Here is a 16,884-nt window from a genome sequence, read left to right on the forward strand (position 1 = left end):
AACCAAGGGAATAAATACAATCAAAAAGTCGGAGCATGGAGCGCGTTGCCTCAAATGCTTCGGCTTTTTTTTGTACGGCTTACTCTGTTACAAGAACTTCTGTAACAAATGTATCGACAATGACCGGATCAAACTGAGTTCCGGCATTTTTTTTCAAGATTTCTATGGCTTCCCGCTGCGCGATTTTTTTTCGATAGGGCTGGTCGGCGACCATCGCGTCAAAAGCGCCCACGATGCTGATAATCCTAGAAGGCAATGGAATCTGGTCACCTTTTAAACCAAGAGGATATCCTGTGCCGTCGATCCGTTCATGATGGCATAGAATATACTGAGAAATGCTCATAAATTCATTGGACAATTTTAAGATGTGATACCCCTTTTCAGGATGCAGACGAATTCGTGACCACTCCGCTTCGGTCAGATGTTCCTTTTTGAACAAGCTTTCCTCAATGGCAATCTTGCCAATGTCATGCAGAAGTCCTGCCGTTCTCAGTTCATTCAAATCATTAGCGTCCATACCCAGCCTTTGACCGATTTCCATACATAATTTGCTGACTCGTCTCGCGTGACGCTCCTCAGAAGGCAGCTTCGCGTATAGTGTGTTCGTAATCATGTTGATCGTTCGGCTTCGCATACTATTTCCTTCGAACAGCTTATGCTGGTACATGTTGTTTTCCGCTTCGGTAAAAATATAGGTCATTGTTTCTTTTTTTGATTTTCGCACAGCCCAACCAAATGAAACAGACAGAATGGTATGATGAACACTTTTGGACGATAGCAAACGATCGTGGATGTGATTGATCCGCCGTTCTGTCTGCAGCTCATCATTTCTCGGCCAGATCATAACAAATTCATCGCCGCCAACTCGGGCGATAATATCGCCTTCTTTGCTCTCTTCCCTAAGAATCTGAGAGATGGCAACCAGCAAATCATCACCCGCTTGATGTCCAAACGCGTCATTCGTTAATTTTAGGCCATTGACGTCAGCAAGTACCAAAGTCATTGGAGAACTTCCCAAATGTTCGAGCCGCATCAGTTCTTCATCATAGAATCGTCGATTGTATAATCCGGTCAGTTGGTCATGAAAGCTTAAATAAATGATACTTTCTTCCGATTTTTTCCGTTCCTCAATATTGCGTGATACACCGAAGACCTCATACTCATTTCTATTGTTAAGGCGAAGACGTATTGATGCTTCCGTCCAAACTAAATGCCCATCCGCGCAATACTGCTGCATCTCTTTGATGAATGTGTTCGAACCTTCCCCATTCTCTTTCTCTTGAAGCATTTTAATCTTTTCTTCGACCATACCTCTCAATAAGTGCAATGACTCCGGAGCGAATGTCTCTTCAAGAGTCATCTGCTCGGCGCGCTCTGGGGTGAGGTTGCGCAGACTTTTTACTGCGGGACTGATGTAAGCGAAGCAATGGCGCGTATAGTTATAAACCCAAATCACGTCAGAGGCGGATTCAGCGATCAACTGATATTTCAATTCACTCGCTTCTCTGTCTTGCTCCGCTTTCTTCTGATCCGTTATATCATTAACGAAATATTGCACAGCCATGTGACCTTCCCATGCTACCTTAGCACCAACCGCCTGAACCCAAATAATTGATCCATCTCTTCGAACAACGCGAAACTCTATTTTCCCAATTGCCGCTTCGGACCGTAAGCGCTCTTGATAGGCTTGAATACATCGAACTCGATCCTCACGAAAAATCATACGTGAGATGTCCATAGTAAGAAGTTCTGTGAGAGAATAACCCGAATAACGTACCGTCATTGGGTTGGCAATTCGAATGCGGTTGTCCTGTATAATGAGTATCGCTTCGGCGGCATTTTCAAATATAAATTTAAATTTCTCCTCGCTGGATTCCAAGGCTGCTACCATATGCATTTTTTCAGTAATATCATTTAGAAAATTCAAACTTGCCGGCTTACCTTCCCAGTCAATGCGCACCGATTTCATCGCGATCCATCGTAATTCTCCATCTGCCGTAGTGATGCGAAAACGCGAGAATGAACCACTGCGTTCTCCCCTCATCTGCTTATAATGATTCTTCATCAGACGCTCTCTATCCTGAGGGACAACGATCTCTTCAAAAGGTGTTGAGAACAGATAGGATTCGCTGTATTTGCTGATCTCCCGCACATAGTGGTTGCACATCTTAACATAGCCATTCTGTGCAATGACGATTGCTTCCGATACATTGTCGAACAGCAAATGATAGTTTTCTTTGCTTTTGGCGGCGGAATATTCTAATTGTTTCTGCTTGGTAATGTCCTGATGTACAGAAAGAATACATGGGGAATTTCGATAGTCGAAACGCACCGAATCACATTTTGACCAAAATCGTTTACCGCCGCTTGTTTTTAAGCGGACTTCATCGCCTTGGGAAACCTTTTGTGAGTCGATCCGAATAATAAATGTATCGATGTCTTTCGGATCGGCAAAAAAGCGACCGGCTTCGGTGTTGACGGCACTTGAGTCCACAGCGAATAACTTCTCTGCTCCATGATTTAAATAGAGGATCGTTCCATCTAGTGAGATAATCGTGATGGGTAATGAAAAATGGTCAAGTACATGATTCAACGCATGATCGTTCGTCTCAGTTAGCCCAATAATTTTTTGCAATTCAAGGAATGAGTCTTGATCAGGTGCCATATCAATGACATTGGTCCAGAATTTATTTTTTTCGAAGGAGTACGCGCAGACTTTATAACGGTGATCCATGATCGTTGAGGTAATTTCGAAGAGTTTTGTTCCTCCATGAAGTGCGATATTCGCAAACTGTTGAACAAGATCATACTCAACTCCATGCATGATCTCAGTATACCGTTTGCCAATAATCGGTACATCCTTCATCCCGATCATTTCATTGAATAGGGTATTCGTTTGCAGAAAAACAAAATCGCATGGTTTTCCTGCCGCGTCAAAAATCAGTTCTTGATACGCAACCCCCACCGGAAGCATTTGTTTGTAAGCTTTAGTCATCATTTCAGCCCCATTACTAATAAAAGTACTCTATACTTAACACGCTTTTTATCTATCTGTAGGCCATATCTGTGATTAAACTCTAATAGCATTACTAGTCTTTTAGACCTATTTCCATTGTCGTTATTACTTATATCGGAAAAAGTATGCAGATGTTAAGGAATTATCACTTATTCTACTCCTATTTCTTCATGGGCATGAATCTAAATACCTATAAGTCTTACTAATGTCTTGGTGCGAGCAGCATAACAGAAACACCTAGAATGCAAATCATGGCACCGACCCAATCATAAAGATCCGGTGCTTTGCGATCAATTCCCCAGCTCCAGAGCAATGACAGAACAATAAAAACTCCGCCGTATGCCGCATACACTCTGCCGAATGACGGAAATACTTGAAGCGTCGCGATGACGCCATATAACGCCAATATGATTCCGCCAATCATACCTAAATAAATCGATTTTCCTTCTCGCAGCCATTGCCAAATCAAGTAACCGCCGCCGATTTCAGCCAAACCGGCACAAATAAATAAAAAGATAACGCGAACCATTGGTTTCTCCTTTAAGATCAAATTGAGTCAAATCATTAGTTAATCTATTATAATGCAAATCGTTCACTATACCTGTGATGCCCACCTTTGCTGATAATTTTTTTGCTTTTCTTCAATAATACTGCATAATAGTAAAGAGAAGTTTGTTAAATTAAATAATAGAGTTTCATTCTAAAAAAGCGGATTTTCGAAAAGAAAACTGTCGATTAATTATGTGAGGTGCGCCATGAGTAACTATTGGAATCCATTTGTTCAGAAACTCGATCCTTACGTGCCCGGTGAGCAGCCTAAGGATAAAAAGTATGTCAAACTCAATACGAACGAAAATCCATATCCGCCTTCGCCAAAAGTCACTGCAGCAATTAAGGAAGCTGTTAATGATCAGCTGCGCTTGTACCCAGACCCGAATTGCGATGAATTGAGAAAAAAGATCGCCGAACATTTTGAAGTAAAACCAAGCGAAGTGTTTATCGGCAATGGATCAGACGAGGTTCTTGCCTTCAGTTTCATGACCTTCTTTTCAGCAGAAAATCCGGTCGCGTTTGGTGATATTACATACAGCTTTTATAAGGTGTACGCGAATTTATGCTCCTTGAGCCCGAAAATTATCCCGCTTAACGACGATTTCAGTTTGCCGGTGGATGCGTTTTGTGAACCTAACGGCGGCGTTGTGATTCCAAATCCAAACGCGCCGACAGGACGCGGGTTGCCTATCGATTCAATCAGACGGATTCTTGATGCGAATTCAGAGCATGTCGTGATTATTGATGAGGCATATATCGATTTTGGCGGCGAATCGGTCATTCCGCTTATCAAGGACTATCCGAATCTGCTCGTTGTCCGAACCCTATCCAAATATTCTTCACTAGCTGGCATCAGGGTCGGATTTGCTCTGGGTCAGAAAGCGTTGATTGATGGCCTGAACACCGTAAAGAATTCATTTAACTCCTATACAATCGACCGCTTGGCACTTGCCGGCGCATTGGCAGCGATTGATGACGACGCCTACTCCAAAGGCATGGCGCAACAAATCATCGCGACACGTGAGCAAACAATCAAGCGGCTTGAAAATATCGGATTCACGATCATCCCGTCGCAGTCCAATTTCATTTTCGCCAGTCATACAGAAGTGAACGCGGAGGTCATCTTCCACGCGCTGCGCGACCGCGGCGTTCTCGTCCGCTACTTCAACCAGCCGCGCATCTCCAATTATTTGCGAATCACAATCGGCACGGATGAGGAAATGGACAAGCTGGTCGAAGCGTTGAAGGATATTTTGAACTAAGAAAAAAATGAAACACGGACAGGAGTGAATACTCCTTGTCCGTGTTTTTATAAAGGAGACCAGCCTGAGAAAACTCGGCCATTCATTGCCGAGATGAATCAGCGTCTTGGGTCTCCAATTTTTTTGTTAGAAAATCGGTTCAATCATAGCAAAAGCACGAACATTTGTGCTATGATTGAGCTGCGAAAAGAGGTGAAACGATGACTTTAAAAGGGCTTAACGTACGGATCTACCCCAATAAAAAGCAGAAGCTACTCATCCAATGTAACTTTGGCTACAACCGTTTTGTTTGGAATCAAATGCTCCATATGCTGATCGAACGGTATGACCATAACCCGAAAGCCACTTTTTTGAATGCTTATGCTCTGAATCTTTTACTTCCTGCCTTAAAGCGTGAATACGCTTGGCTCAAAGAGGCGGAAAGCACGAGTCTTCAGATCACCAATCACGATTTGGTGGAAGCGTACAAAAATTTCTTTAAACAAAAACATGGCTTCCCCAAGTTTAAGTCGAAGAAGTCTTTCAAGCAATCCTATCAATGCAAATGCGTCAATCAGAATGTGAAACAGACGGCCGCGCACGCGATCCAATTGCCGAAGCTGGGCAGGATCCGTTTTAAAGCTGGGAAAACCATCCCAAAGGTCATTAAATCGGTAACCATCCGACAATCGTTTACCGGAAAATACTACGCCATTCTTCTTGTTGAAGACGAAAGCCAAGCCTTCAGGAAGACGAACGCACGTATTGGTCTTGATTTGGGGATCTCTGATTTAGTTATTGGTTCGGATGGACAAAAGATCCCCAGTATTCGTTTTGACAAACAACAGGAAACAAAGCTGCACAAGTGGGAAAAACGGCTCGCTCGGCGTCGCCTGCACGCACAAAAAGCCATGGCTTGGGACAAGCATAACAAGGTCCTTCAGCCTAGACAGCTCGCTGACTTCAAAAATGTGCAAAAAGCCAGATTAATGGTGGCGAAACTCCACGAAAAAATTGTCCATCAGCGTCAGAATTATTTGCATCAGATCACCACACAATTAGTGAAAAGCTATGATCTGATCGCCATTGAAGAATTGAAAACCAAAAATCTGATGCACAATCATAAACTGGCACGGGCGATTGCGAGCCAAGCCTGGGGAGAAATTCGCCGAATGCTTACCTACAAATGTGCCTGGTATGGCAAAGAGCTCGTGATCGTTCATCCGTATAAGACCTCACAAATCTGTTCCCATTGCGGCCATGATGATGGGAAACATGAACTGGGTGTCCGTGAATGGACGTGTCCGAGTTGCGGCACGCTCCATGATCGGGATATCAACGCAGCGAAAAATATTCTAAATAAGGCAATCGCCTACTAAATAAATAACGGCTTGGTACGAGCCATAGTAAAAAAGTCTTAACCGCTACTTGGATGTTCCAAGCAAGTATGAGATGTTCCTAGAAGCTCGGGATTTTAATCCCGATGCAGTTCACTTAGACAGGTACGCATGATTATACGATCCTTACAAAAGATTGGAGCAGTAGCATGTTTTTAATAACTACATTGGCTTTCCACCAATTTTCACTTAGTGCAAGCTGTCTTTTATGAAGGCAGATTTTTTGATCTGTAATGAGGCATTTATTCCCCTTGTGGTTGAACTAAGAAAAACCCGAAAAAAAGTGTCCGGTCCATAAACCATGCCGGATTTTGATTACGCTCCGGTTGCTCGCAATCAACAGAGACGCTCCGCGGGCATCTCACTTCTGTTTCATTAAGCATTCTGCTTCTTAACTAAGTAACGAGTAAAATAAGCGGAGATATTCCGGTTATATGCACCATAGAGCTTGTTTTGCGGGTACATAAGGGTAATTTTTCCGGTTATGCCCTGCAAAACCCTGCATTTCCACGTTTTTCGATTCGATAAGCGGAATTTCTCCGTCTATTCAAGCTATTTTTTCATTTATTTTCTAAATAAGCGGAATTTCTCCGCTTATTTCTCAGATTGGTCGCTTACCTGATCGCCCAGCCCAACCGAATCTTATAACCTTATCGTCGTACCAGCAAGGCAAAACGTTAAACTTTTATACGTATATATATGGCACTTTATCACAGCGGTGGCATACGCTTTGCATACAGGACGCATGCGTATTTAGCGAACGTTCCTTGTTTATATAGCATTGATTTGGGTCTTCTACGGTACCTATGAATCGTTGCTCCGGTTGCTCGCGATCAACTGAGCACGGCCGCGGGCAGTCCGGTAGCCTCCTCAAACAAATGGTCTTCTTTGACTCGCGATCAACAGAGAAGCTCCGTAGGAGTCTCGCACCTGCGCGTTTGGTTCACAACCTTTTGCTTTGGCGAAAATCAAACACTTTCTTCACTTGTTAAAAATACAAATAAGGCAGAAATAAATATTTCTGCCTTATTTGTATGCATAAACGTACATGATTCACTATTTTGCTAAAGCATCTGAAACATTTGCGATCGCTGCTCTAATACCCTATCGTTTCAATCTAAGATGAAGATAACAAGGGGAGACATGACAGGCAACCGGACCAAACAAATCATGAGGGTTTACATTACCCCCTGATCGCTCATCACGTTTGTTGCAGCGATAGCGGCGTCTCGCAGAATCGCATACGCCTGATCGCAATCCTCTTTGGTTGCAATGAGTGGCGGGATCAACCGAATAATGCGGTCTCCGATGAGTGTGACCAGCATTTTCCGATCAAAACATTCGTGTTTCACATTGTGACCAATTGATGCGTCAAATTCGATACCGATCATCAGACCCTTGCCTCTCACTTCCTTAACATGAGGGATCGTCTTTAATTTTTCTACCAGATAACCCCCAACCTTTTCGGCATTGCCGGCGAGATCCCGATCCAATAGTTCTTTAATTTCGGCGTAAGCCGCTGCGCAGCATACCGGGTTGCCGCCGAAGGTCGTTCCGTGTGATCCCATCGAGAAAGCCTTGGATACTTCTTCGGAAGCACAGATCGCAGATATCGGCATGCCGCCGCCCATCGCTTTCGCCATCGAAACAATATCCGGTTTGACGCCATAGTCCATATAGGCCATCGTTTTCCCGCTCCGGCACCATCCGCACTGCACCTCATCAAACAACAGCAGAAGTCCTTTTTCCTTGCATAACGCAACGATATCGTCCATGAATTCCGGAGTCGCAGGGGTCACACCGCCTTCACCTTGAATCGGCTCAAGCATAATCGCAATCGTGTCCTCCGTAACTTTTGCTCGAAAATCATCAACATTATTGAATTCGGCATAACTGAAACCGGGAACTACCGGTTTGAATCCGATCTGGCAGGCATTATCCGGCTGGCCGGTTGCGGACATCGCCCCGTAGGTTCTGCCATGAAAGCTTCCCTTTGCTGTAATGATGTGATACTTATTCGGGCCATAGTTATCGACACCGTATTTGCGCGCCATCTTGATCATCGCTTCATTCGCTTCGGTCCCTGTACTCTGGAAGAAGATTTTATCCATCTGCAAGGTTTGACAAACTAATTCGGCAAGCAGTGCTTGAGGAACAGTATAAGGATAGTTGAAGGTATGCATGATATCGCCAACCTGATCGCGAACCGCCGCGACGACTTTCTCATTGCAGTTTCCCGCGCTATTGACTGCAATACCGCCGTAGAAATCCAGATAAGCTTCGCCGTTTTCACCATACAGGTACATCCCTTTGGCACTTTGAGCAACAAAATCATACCGCTCATAGGTCTCAATCATATATTTTTTTGTCAGTGCCTTAATTTCTTCAGGCGTCTTTTGCACATCGGATAGTTTCATGATACCTCTCCTTCACTCTTCAAATTAAACTCAATTATTTTCAGACATTCTGTCGGTATTCATAAGGCAAGGTTTTCATTTGCCCAAATGTCTTCATTTCCTCGACCTGAACCAACGTATCTTTTAAAATAGCTGTCTGCATGGCGATATTATTGGGTTCTCCGGCATTCGATCCAATCGGCACATGTGGCGCAGTGATACGCGGTGCCCCCTGCTGCTTGGCAATGGGCGGAAGCGCGGCAATAATGATCGTGGAAATGCCGACTGCTTCGACCGCACGCTGCACTAGCGTTGCGGAACGATGACAGGTCCCGCAGCCTCCCGTAAACACCGCGATGTCAACGCCTTCTCTTTTTAATATCTGCGCAATAGCGGGACCGGTTTCCTCTTTAAATTTATTCACGTTGCCGCCACCGCCCATAAAACCAAACAGTACCGGTGCGACTTTGCCGATAAAGCCCTCTTGTTCAAGTTCGTGAAGCCGGTCGATAGGAAACATCGAATTTATATCCTTATTCACATCGCTGTTATCAAATCCGCCATGGCTGACCATCAGTCCTGAGGCCGGCGTATCGGACGGGATTTCCCGGAATGAGTAATCACCAGAGAGATTGAATCGTTTTTGTGATTTCAAATGCACACCGCCTGCCGTGCAAAAAGCAACGGTGCATTCGCTCAATGGTTTGTCGAGCGACGCCCACACCAGTGAAGGCGTAATCGGAACAAAGATTTCAGATTTGAGTCCTCTTACTGTTGTTAATGACATCGTTTATGTCCCCCTTAAAAAGTTGATTTCGTTGTCGAAAAGGCATGCCCGAATCCCCGGACTTACTTAAACAACCTGAATATAACTAAGATAAACTTGGATCGTCTGTCCCACTTGCAGCGCATGATCTGAGATAACAGATCTTAACGGCACTTGAATGATTCCCATACGCCCCTTCAACGTGACTTTAACATCACGTTCGGTAACTTCGAGAATGGTTCCCGGCAAAAGCTTAGGTGTCAGTTCATAATCCATACTGCTCGCACATCCTTTTCCCTTTATGACATCAATTGCTCGTTTGCGTCGATCACTTCCTGAGACCATTTGCGGTTCGCCGGTTCAATTGGAACACCGGCCATTTTCGTTTTCAACATTATCAACGCCCGCTCAGCGTCTGTCGGGCAAATGGTACTGTCGGCAAGAATTTCATTTTCAAAGCCTTCCGGGTCCTTATTAAGTTCAACCATTGCATCCATGTATTTATTGCCAACAACCAATTGTCCTTGATAAGCGCAGAAGGAAACACCGACAACCTTGATACCTCGGCGGCCAATTTGCTCAATATTTCCCGCAAAGTCAATGTGGTTGTTTCCGAAGCCTTCTGTCGTAACGATGGCACCTTCGACGTCGAGTGCTTCGGCGAGCGCGCCGAGCCGAGCGGAAACATAGGACTTTTCATCATTCACTTGCGGGCTGCCGATAAAGACAACCCCTGCCAGATTGATTTCCTCGTCTTCAGCCATCAGATTAACAAGCGGTTCACGGAAATAGTGGCGGGTGACTTCCTTGGTCGCCGGTCCGATACAGGTCAACGCATGAATGCCGCCGTCACGGACCTCATTCGGCGAAAGCACAACGGGTACATTTCCAAGATCAACATTTCGCCGGCCGCCGATGACTCCTGCAGGTTCGCTAGGAAGCAGCACATTATCATGCATGGCCCCCTGCCCCATAATTTCTTTAACAAGAATCACACGAGGCTTGCCGGATTTTTTCCAATCGCGGAATACTTTCTGATCCGTTGACGCGTCAGCCGGAGCGTCTTTTAAGACATCACGAATTTCCTGAATAATGGAATCACAGGCCTTGTGTGCCGCAAAAGGCCCACGGCGTTCCATTCCGGTATTTTCTTGGACAGTCACATTGACGCGAATCATAATATCTTCAGAATCCGGACTGCCTGGGCGGCCAAAACGAATCTTTTCATCCAAATAACCTTCGCAGGAACCAAATTCATGAACCTGAATACCTTTTTCATCAACACCGGTCAGAACAACAATGACGCCGTTCATCACATGGGTTACGCCCTCGCCAAGGATTCCCTCGACCTTTGTGGCGATCGGAATCACATCCATAATCGTATTGGAATAAATATGACGGTCTTCGGGGCGAATAATGTCCAGTTCAACATTCTTGACTAAAGGATCTGCCTTTAGCGATTCCTCGCATAACGCTTCACGAATAGTCAGTACCTTATCTTGAAATGAAGTTTCCGCTCCCACGCAAACCTGGTCAACCGGATACGCTCTCTGCGTTAAGGTACGAATGACTTTATCCTCCGCCTTTTTACTCGCTGTTGTTGCAAAAGGCAGGGCGTTCACGTTGAGTCCCGGTGGCAACTCAATCTGTCCGACGAGCTTATCAATGTTGAAACGGATTACCTGCGTTTCATGAGTTGGATCTTCACCTGTGTTTGGGGATGTCGTTATTTTTTCTGATTCCAATTCATCCATTTGATTTTCCGAAATATGACTGACCAGTTCAGGAGTAAGAGGTGTCATGGAATCCGCATCCCGCTCCAGTGTCGCGCCCAATACCTGACCAATTGTGAGTCCGTGTTCCGGAATGTTCAGAAGACCAGATTCTTCCAGATCAGGAAAAATAGATGGATCTTCCAAATCAGAAGCGGAGATAATCGTACCTTTTGTTCTTAAACAACAGAGGACTGCTGGATCATTCTGATGCTGCTTGGCTGTTTCAAAAGTAATGGACATGTGAATTCTCCTTTATGAAAAAAATGAATTTTATTTTTGCAATTTACGAATCAGATGCAAATTCATGGCACGCATCGCATTGTCTGTCACATGATGCACCGGAATATGTAATTTCGGTGCCAGTGACATCACCGTATTGCTGCAATCGCTGCAGTTGCCGATGAGCAGCGATCCGGCACCGGCTTTTCTCAGCCGAAGCACGCGATCTGCCTGACCGGGACAAACGCCGGGATTTCGGCATTTCAGCGAGCCGCGCGCATAAACCGCATGCTTGCACACCTCGACTCCGGCAACCTCTGCTCCCATTTTTTTCGCCAACTCGCGCATGCGCGCTTCACTCGCACTGCATGCGCAAACCAATAAGCCAAGGGGAGATTTTGCCTGAAGAAAAGGCATCGTCACGATAATGCCGCCGGTCGTTTTCGTTACCACATCATCCTGCGTAACGCTGTGTCCCATGAACGGACCGTCCATAATGATTTCCCCGTAGTCGCCGTCTATACCGCCGGCAGCTTCAATCAAATCACCAACACGCGTGCCAATGGGTACATCCATGAGAACTTGAGCCTTTGGTCCGCCGCGCAATCTGCCGGCAACCGTAATATTTTTCGAGAGAACAGGACGTCCGAGCTCCACAGCCTGCGTAACGCGCGACAGGGTTTCCGTATTGATGATGATCGTATTCGCGGTGATCGCACGAGCCTCAGGCGGAAGAAGAATGCCAAGAGTATCGCGAATTAACGCGCGTTCTTCACCAATCGGATACAGATCGCGCAACGGGAATACGGTAATACGCTCATCCCGGATCACCTTTTCTAGTTGAGCTATGGCTTGTCGATGCTTCGCTTTAATCGCAATGATGCCGCTTGCCGCGCCGACCGCTTCCATGGCGTAAACTAGACCACGGTATACCTCATCAGGATTTGCCTCAATTTGTGTCACATTGTGATTCAGAATCGGTTCACATTCCGCGGCGTTCGCAATCACTGTCCCGCCGCTAATCTCCTGACTTAGCTTGATTCCGGTAGGAAATCCTGCGCCGCCCATACCGACAATCCCGGCAGAACGAATGCGTTCCCTGAGTTCTCCGGGTGGAAGCTGCCTAAATAAATCATGCTCCGGCTTTTTCCCACGGATAACGATATCCTCTGAATTGACCTCAATCACCGTGCCTGAAACACTTGCATGCAGATCAGCTCCTCTGCCGTCAGCAAGCGCGATGCGTTCCCCTCGCTCGACCCAATCTCCCTCTTGCACGCAGGGACTATCCGGTTTTCCAATGTGCTGTTTTAGAAGGAGCTTATAGTCTCGATTCAACGCGGTCGCTCCTTCCCTGTGTTTCTTGCAAACTAAAACCAAATTCAAATGGATCTTCATGATCAAAAAGAAGTTTATTTTCACCCGTCAAATAAGCCCGTCCGGTGATTTCCGGAATGATCGCCGCAAAGCTGCCGACCATCGTGCGCCTCACTGCTCGACCGGTAAATTTTGTCCCTGTGATACTCTCACTGACAAAAGACTCACCGATCATCAATTTATTTCTCGCGCAAAGCGAGGCAATTTTGGCACTTGTGCCCGTACCGCATGGAGAACGATCGACCTGATTGTCACCGAAAACAACAACATTTCTCATTGTCTTCGCTTCCTGATTCGTTTGGAAAAATTCAACCAGGTCAACAGAACAGATATCACCTTGGATGGGATGGACAGCTTGAACCTGCTGATTAACCGCCGCACGGACCGCAGCCCCGATCTCTATAAATTGACTTAAGCGACTCTGATCCATTGGAATACCGACCTTTCGCGTATCAACAAGGGCAAAAAAGTTACCGCCAAACGCAATGTCTAATTTGATCGCTCCCCACCCCGGTATCGTGATTTCAGCATCTTTTTTAAACAGGAAAGAGGGAACATTGACAATTGTTGTCTCTTTCACTTTGCCACGCTCCACCTTAACTTTCGTCTGAATCAGGCCTGCCGGCGACTCAAGCACAACCTGTGTATAGGGTTCCGTGACGGGAACAAGTCCTCGAGCAACTGCAACGGTGGCCACACCGATCGAACCATGGCCGCACATGTTAAGGTAGCCGCCGCTGTCCATGAACACGACGCCAAGATCCGCTTCCTTGCGCGTTGGTTTCATGAGAATAGCTCCGAACATATTGCGATGCCCACGGGGTTCGTCAATGATGGCGCGACGAAGATGATCATAGTTCTTCTGCAAATTTCTTTTCTTTTCCATCATGGATCCGCCGTCCACTTCGGGAAAACCGCTCACAATAATTCTGGTCGGTTCGCCCAAAGTGTGAGAATCAATAGCGAACAGGCTTTTGCAGCACTCCATCTGATCGACTCCTTTCCTGTTAGAATCACAAGTTACCAGGTGTTAAAAAAACATGGTTATATTACTCTAAGCAAGAAACGTGCCAAATGAAAAAGCGCAATAAATGAACTGAATTGTACAAAAAATCGGAAAACAGTGTTCCGATTTTGATACATGTTTCAAAATAATGACACATCGTTGTTAACTTTTGTGTCATGAAAGCTGTGATGATCATCAAAAAAAATTATTTTGTAAGATAATACGACATTAAAATAGTAGGAAAAACCGGGCAAAGATCGCCCGGTCCCTACTTCCGCAGGATGTGATGACTTTCGCGTTGCATACAGGACGTATGCGTACTTAGCGAAAGCTCCTCTTTATAGCGAAAGTTCCATTCCACTTAGCGAAGGCTCCTTACATACGAACGTTTCTTTGCTCCAAATAACATTTTGAATCATCAATCTTGTCTTGAACAGACATTTCTAGTTCACACTGGTAGGAAAGTATAAGAAAACATTTAAAGGAAACGAGTGTAAGCGGTCCGAAAAAACGCCGCGTCCTGCGACTCACCGGACACTAGGCCGTCCATGGCCGTCGCAACTAAGTCTTCGCCTTCGCCAGAGGCTTGGCGAAGCCAAGTTTTCTAACACTGATAAAAAAGTATAAAAAAATTAAAGATTCAAGGAAACGAGTGTAAGCGCAACTAAGTCTTCGCCTTCGCCAGAGGCTTGGCGAAGCCAAGTTTTCTAACACTGATAAAAAAGTATAAAAAAATTAGAGATTCAAGGAAACGAGTGTAAGCGCAACTAAGTCTTCGCCTTCGCCAGGGGCTTGGCGAAGCCAAGTTTTCTAATAAATCATTTGGATCCTTAATTAAGTAACGCGGCCGGAGTAAAATAAGCGGAGATTTTCCGCTTATATGCATCCTGGCGCTTGTTTCGCAGGTAAATAAGGGTAATTTTTCCGGTTAATCATAGAAAAACCCTCCATTTTCACATTTTTCGATTCGATAAGCGGAATTTCTCCGTCTATTTAAGCAATTTTTTCATTCATTTTGTAATTAAGCGGAATTTTTCCGTTTATTTCTCGGATTGGGCGCTTACCTGATCGCCCAACCGAATCTTATGACCTTATCGTCGTACCGACAAGGCAAAACACTATACTTTTTTTAGCTTGTTAAAAAAGCACAAAGAACCTGATCTCAGATTCTTTGTGCCTTTGCTTCAAAAAAATAGACTAATGATTATGAAATGCCCAACTGATGCATTTTGTTATAAAGCGTTGTTCTAGATATTCCTAGAATCTCTGCAGCTTTGTTTTTATTTTCATGGGTATGTTCCAATGCCTTCTTGATCGTTTGTTGCTGACATTCTTTCATCGCATGATCCAACGAAACAGGCGGTTGATTTTCGAACGGCTGATTATGTGAGAAGCGTTCGGTCATCCCAATTCGGTGATTGGATTCGCGAATCTGTACGGGTAAATCATCGACACTCAACGTTTCGTCTCTTGAAAAAACAACGAGCCGCTCGATTATATTTCGCAATTCTCTAATGTTGCCCGGCCAAGAATAATCGATGAGCGCCATCATGACTTCTTTTGGAATTCTCGTGCATGACCGTCTATACTTCTCCGCAAATTCATAGAGAAACTGATGACTTAGTTCGATGATATCCTCACTTCTCTCTCTTAACGGAGGAATGGTAATCGTGATGATATTCAATCGGTAATACAAATCTTCTCTGAATTTTCCTTGATGAACACGTTCTTTTAAGTTTTTATTCGTCGCCGCAATAATGGAACAATCCGCGTGTTTGAGCTTTGTCCCGCCCACTGAGTAAAATGTTCCTTCCTGCAGGACCCTGAGCAGCTTGACCTGCATTTCAGGGGGAAGCTCAGCTATCTCGTCTAAAAAGAGCGTTCCATCCTTCGCTAGTTCAAATTTTCCTTTACTGCCAAGAGGGTTTGCGCCGGAAAAAGCCCCTTTTTCATAACCAAAAAGCTCGCTTTCGAACAACGCATCGGGGATCGCGCCACAGTTAATCGGAATAAAAGGAGCAGCTCCAAGTGTTCGCAAATCATGAAGCGCATTTGCGAATAGCTCCTTCCCAACCCCTGACTCACCAAGAAGCAGCACTTTCGCCTTTGCCGCGCCCACTTGTTTGATCTGATCAATCGTATTTTGCAAGGCCCCGCTCGAACCCTTAATAGATCGAAACGGATCAACAGAACGGTCCATCCGCGAGACTTGTTTCTGTAAATGATTGATTGTCTCTTTTGCATTCGTCAATTTTTTAGTCAACTGAGCCTGATACGTCACATCTTGTTCGCAGGAAACAGCACCGATAATTTTGCCGTCTAATTTCACCGGATTTGAGTTGATGAGGACAAACAGATCTTCTCTAGGCTGGTGCTGTTTATGATAAAATTGCTTGCCTGTGTTGAGAATTTTAAGATTATCAAGACGGTTTTCAGGAAAGAACTGAGTCATCGGCTTGCCCAAAATTTCTTCCTTTTTAATCGAATACAATCGCTCCGCACCGCTTGTCCAAACCACCGTATCCATATTTTTATCAATCACCGAAATCGTACTGTCCGTTGTCTCCAGTATCGTATCGTAATAGGCTTTAAGATATGTATAGGCTTGTAAAACACGCGAGGCAAGTTCGCTGGTTTTAAAATAACCGATCACTGCGCCATCGCGCATAACGACCACATAATCACAGCACTTTATTTTCTCCTCAAGAGTCGTCCACGTATCATCACTATGAATACAGTAAGCGCGAAATTCTGTTAGTTCATTGATAGGAATACAGTACTTTTGAGCCATTGAATAATTGCGATGAGACAGCACGAGAAATTGCGACGGTTGCTGCTGTACAATAACAACGCTGAATCGTTGACTGTGCGCAGACTCATTCCACCGTTCCTCTGTTGTCACGACAAAATCCGTATGAAGCAAATCGTTAAAATCGGGCAGCAGATGGTTCACTGATCTTCCTCCTCATATCATCCCAACAAACAGGTCACCATTACCACAAATTTAAGCATAAAAATTCACTATTGTCTAATTATTTCGAATCCCGATACAGCAAAAAAGCCTGATTCTGATACCAGTGGTTGGGCTTCGACATGATGAATGAGACTGGGCTTGTACTGAAAGACTGTTCAAGCTATT

11 protein-coding genes are annotated in these 16,884 nt (G+C 44.9%); 2 read left to right on the forward strand and 9 right to left on the reverse strand.

Annotated features, from left to right (window positions below; all coding sequences use genetic code 11):
- Nucleotides 1–79: 79 nt before the first annotated feature.
- Complete coding sequence (locus BM003_RS11080) at nucleotides 80–2,995, reverse strand: PAS domain S-box protein (protein WP_177184757.1); 2,916 nt, start codon at nucleotides 2,993–2,995, stop codon at nucleotides 80–82.
- Nucleotides 2,996–3,218: 223 nt separating this feature from the next.
- On the reverse strand, nucleotides 3,219–3,545 hold the full coding sequence (locus tag BM003_RS11085; RefSeq protein ID WP_093673059.1) for a YnfA family protein: 327 nt from the start codon (nucleotides 3,543–3,545) through the stop codon (nucleotides 3,219–3,221).
- Between the two features lie 226 nt (nucleotides 3,546–3,771).
- Here BM003_RS11085 and hisC point away from each other — a divergent pair, with 226 nt between their 5' ends.
- Together hisC and BM003_RS11095 are read left to right on the forward strand one after the other, a co-directional pair.
- Complete coding sequence (gene hisC, locus BM003_RS11090) at nucleotides 3,772–4,830, forward strand: histidinol-phosphate transaminase (RefSeq protein WP_093673061.1); 1,059 nt, start codon at nucleotides 3,772–3,774, stop codon at nucleotides 4,828–4,830.
- A 200-nt stretch (nucleotides 4,831–5,030) separates the two neighbouring features.
- Nucleotides 5,031–6,188: an RNA-guided endonuclease TnpB family protein gene (locus tag BM003_RS11095; protein WP_093673063.1), complete on the forward strand. Its 1,158-nt coding sequence runs from the start codon at nucleotides 5,031–5,033 to the stop codon at nucleotides 6,186–6,188.
- 1,196 nt (nucleotides 6,189–7,384) lie between these two features.
- Here BM003_RS11095 and BM003_RS11100 read toward each other — a convergent pair.
- The 7 genes from BM003_RS11100 to BM003_RS11130 all read right to left on the reverse strand — a co-directional run bounded on the left by BM003_RS11100 (nucleotide 7,385) and on the right by BM003_RS11130 (nucleotide 16,698).
- The gene (locus tag BM003_RS11100; protein ID WP_093673065.1) at nucleotides 7,385–8,623 is read right to left on the reverse strand and encodes an aspartate aminotransferase family protein; all 1,239 of its coding nucleotides are present in this window, start codon (nucleotides 8,621–8,623) and stop codon (nucleotides 7,385–7,387) included.
- A gap of 40 nt (nucleotides 8,624–8,663) precedes the next feature.
- Nucleotides 8,664–9,389, reverse strand: a complete 726-nt coding sequence (prdB, locus tag BM003_RS11105; protein ID WP_093673067.1) for a D-proline reductase (dithiol) protein PrdB — start codon at nucleotides 9,387–9,389, stop codon at nucleotides 8,664–8,666.
- 66 nt (nucleotides 9,390–9,455) lie between these two features.
- On the reverse strand, nucleotides 9,456–9,644 hold the full coding sequence (locus BM003_RS11110; RefSeq protein WP_093673069.1) for a CBO2463/CBO2479 domain-containing protein: 189 nt from the start codon (nucleotides 9,642–9,644) through the stop codon (nucleotides 9,456–9,458).
- A gap of 23 nt (nucleotides 9,645–9,667) precedes the next feature.
- The gene (prdA, locus tag BM003_RS11115; RefSeq protein WP_093673071.1) at nucleotides 9,668–11,383 is read right to left on the reverse strand and encodes a D-proline reductase (dithiol) proprotein PrdA; all 1,716 of its coding nucleotides are present in this window, start codon (nucleotides 11,381–11,383) and stop codon (nucleotides 9,668–9,670) included.
- A gap of 30 nt (nucleotides 11,384–11,413) precedes the next feature.
- Nucleotides 11,414–12,700, reverse strand: a complete 1,287-nt coding sequence (prdC, locus tag BM003_RS11120) for a proline reductase-associated electron transfer protein PrdC (RefSeq protein WP_093673073.1) — start codon at nucleotides 12,698–12,700, stop codon at nucleotides 11,414–11,416.
- The gene (locus tag BM003_RS11125; RefSeq protein WP_093673075.1) at nucleotides 12,684–13,727 is read right to left on the reverse strand and encodes a proline racemase family protein; all 1,044 of its coding nucleotides are present in this window, start codon (nucleotides 13,725–13,727) and stop codon (nucleotides 12,684–12,686) included. The genes prdC and BM003_RS11125 overlap by 17 nt, the downstream gene beginning before the upstream one ends.
- Nucleotides 13,728–14,949: 1,222 nt before the next feature.
- Complete coding sequence (locus BM003_RS11130; protein WP_093673077.1) at nucleotides 14,950–16,698, reverse strand: sigma-54 interaction domain-containing protein; 1,749 nt, start codon at nucleotides 16,696–16,698, stop codon at nucleotides 14,950–14,952.
- Between the last annotated feature and the right edge of the window lie 186 nt (nucleotides 16,699–16,884).

The sequence above is a fragment of the Sporolactobacillus nakayamae genome (assembly GCF_900113325.1).
Taxonomy (GTDB): domain Bacteria; phylum Bacillota; class Bacilli; order Bacillales; family Sporolactobacillaceae; genus Sporolactobacillus; species Sporolactobacillus nakayamae.